Origin of the sequence: Pseudorhodoplanes sp., from assembly GCF_035565855.1 — a bacterium.
GTDB lineage: Bacteria > Pseudomonadota > Alphaproteobacteria > Rhizobiales > Xanthobacteraceae > Pseudorhodoplanes.
In genome coordinates this window covers 1-2,458 of the sequence record NZ_DATMRX010000242.1, presented here as the reverse complement: position 1 = coordinate 2,458, position 2,458 = coordinate 1, and the positions used below count along the sequence as shown (strand labels likewise).

Here is a 2,458-nt window from a genome sequence, read left to right as displayed (position 1 = left end):
TTCATCATCACCGGATATACGTGGGCGGCTGCGTATGAATTCTGGCTGGGCCGCAGCGAGCCGCTGGTCTCGCGCTGGCCGCTCATCTTTATGCTGTTCGCGCACGGTTCGCTGTTTCTGCTGCGGACACCGCTCGCCGCGGTGATGCCGTGGCTTCCCGATACACATGTCTATGAAAGCGTCTGGCTGACGGTGCTCAGCTTTGAAGCGCTGCTGTTCACCATCGCCATCGCTTTCATCCTGCTCGCCATGGCGAAGGAACGGACCGAGCTTCTGCACAAGACAGCCTCGCTGGTCGATCCGTTGACCGGCATTCCGAACCGCCGCGCGTTCCTCGAGGGGGCGGGCGTGATGGCGCGCCGCCTGGCGGACAATCCGCAGCCCGCCGCGGTGCTGCTGGTCGATCTCGACCACTTCAAGTCGGTCAACGACTCGTTCGGTCACGCACTCGGCGATCGGGTTCTGCAGCTTTTTGCCGAAACCGCCTGCACGCATCTCGGGCCGCATGATCTGCTGGGCAGATTGGGCGGCGAAGAGTTCGCCATCGCGCTCTGCGGCGCCAATCGCAGCGAGGCAATGGAGGTCGCCGAGGCGATCAGGGAGTCATTTTCCGAAGCGGCATCCGAAGTCGAGGGCCATCCGGTGTTCGCCACTTGCAGCATAGGGGTTGCGGTCCGTGACAAGGGGCCGTTCGATATGTCGGAACTGCTCGGCGAGGCCGACGAGGCGCTGTACTCCGCCAAGGAGCGCGGCCGCAATCGCTGTGAACTCGCCTCGGTGGAATTCGTCCTGCATCTCGATGCTTCGACTCCGTCGCTTCGCATCCGAGACATGCACGCCAAATCGGCCGCCTGAGCGAAACCGGCTTAAGAGCGAAATATCCATCGCCGCCCGGACACTTGCGCATTGCCTTTGCCGGTTCGGAGGACCATCATCCCGGAAAAATCACGGGAGGATGACAATGATGCTCAGGGTCAAACTGGCGCTGATTGCGCTGGCGGCCGTCGGATTCGGCGCCCAAACGGCAAACGCCCAGACCTACGGCTTTGCGACGCTGCCGCCCGGCAGCCTCAATCACACCACAGCGTCCGCCGTCGCCAAGGTGCTGAAGGAAAAGGCGGGCATGAACGTTCTGGTCCAGCCGACCGGGGGCGACCAGATCATCGTGCCCATGGTTGCGCGCGGAGAGGCCGAAGTCGGCATTTCCAACGCGATGGAGGTGCATGACGGCTTCAACAAGGGCGCCAAGGACCTGCGGATCATCGGTGCAGCGCATGCGCTTCGCGTTGGCTTTTTCGTGCGTAAGGACTCCGACATCAGGACGGTGGGCGATCTCAAGGGCAAGCGGGTGCCTTATGGCTTTTCCTCGATGCGCGCTCTGGAGCCGACGGTTCGCGCCATCCTCGCGACAGCCAACCTGACCGAAAAAGACATCAAGCCGGTGATGGTCCCGAACGTCGTCCGCAGCGCGGATGATTTCGTTTCGGGCTCGGCCGACGCTTTCTACTTCGCATACGGGGCTCCGAAGGTGCGCGAGGTAGACGCCACCACCGGCGGTATCCGCATGACCGAGATCGACGAAAAGGGCATGGACGCCGCGCGCAAGGTCGAGCGCTGGGGCTATCTCACCGAAGTGCGGCCGAGTCCGGTCTTCATCGGTGTCGAAAAGCCGATGAAGGTCTACAGCTTCGACAATCTGCTTTTTACCAGCGCGAAGACCAGCGACGAGTTCGTCTACAAGTTCCTCGACACGCTGTTCAACAACAAGGACGATCTGATTGCCGTGCAGCCGGTGCTGCGCGAGTTCACGCCGGCCTTTGCCTACAAGCAATACGAAGTGCCGTATCACCCCGCTGCGGTCAAATACTTCAAGGAAAAGAACATCCAGCCGCAGTCGTTGCAGTGACGATAGTAAGCGGCGGTTCCCAGGCGCTTTAGCGGGAGCACAGGCGTGAGCGAAGAACGCATCGTCCCCGGCGCAGAGGAGTTTCACTCCGCTACGTCGCGGGCGCAGCGATTCTGGACCAATGTGTTCCAGGCGCTTCTGATCGCAGTCGTTGTGCTGTGGGTGATGGATGTCCCCCGCCAGTGGTTCAACGTCGCCTTCTATACCGAGCAGATGCTCACGGTCTGCATCGGACTCGTTCTCGCGCTCGCTTTCACGGTCGAGACCGATCGCAAGTTCGGCGCAATCCACTCGGGCGCGGCGGCGGCAACCCTCATCCTCCTGGCCTACACGATCTACCGGTATGAGGTCGTCGCGGCCAATCCGCTGCCTTTCGTTGCGGGCTATGCGGTGCTGCTTGCCTGGACCTTCCTTGGCGCGCGACAGCGATTTGCGGCGTATTTCGACTGGATTGCGGTCGTTACCACGCTCGTAATCTGCGGCTATATCGCGGTCCGCTACGAGCCTCTTACCTACGAGATCGCGCTCCTGCCCGTGGAAGGGATCGTCGGC

At 61.8% G+C, this 2,458-nt stretch carries 2 protein-coding genes and 1 pseudogene; all 3 read left to right on the top strand.

Annotated features, from left to right (window positions below; translation table 11 throughout):
* Positions 1-855, top strand: an 855-nt coding sequence (locus tag VN004_RS13385; RefSeq protein WP_325610790.1) for a GGDEF domain-containing protein, incomplete at its 5' end; no start/stop codon positions are given.
* Positions 856-961: 106 nt separating this feature from the next.
* Positions 962-1,906 (top strand): TAXI family TRAP transporter solute-binding subunit, encoded by a 945-nt coding sequence (locus tag VN004_RS13380; protein WP_325610788.1) that lies wholly within the window; start codon positions 962-964, stop codon positions 1,904-1,906.
* A gap of 45 nt (positions 1,907-1,951) precedes the next feature.
* Positions 1,952-2,458, top strand: a pseudogene (locus VN004_RS13375) (hypothetical protein); the annotation flags it as partial.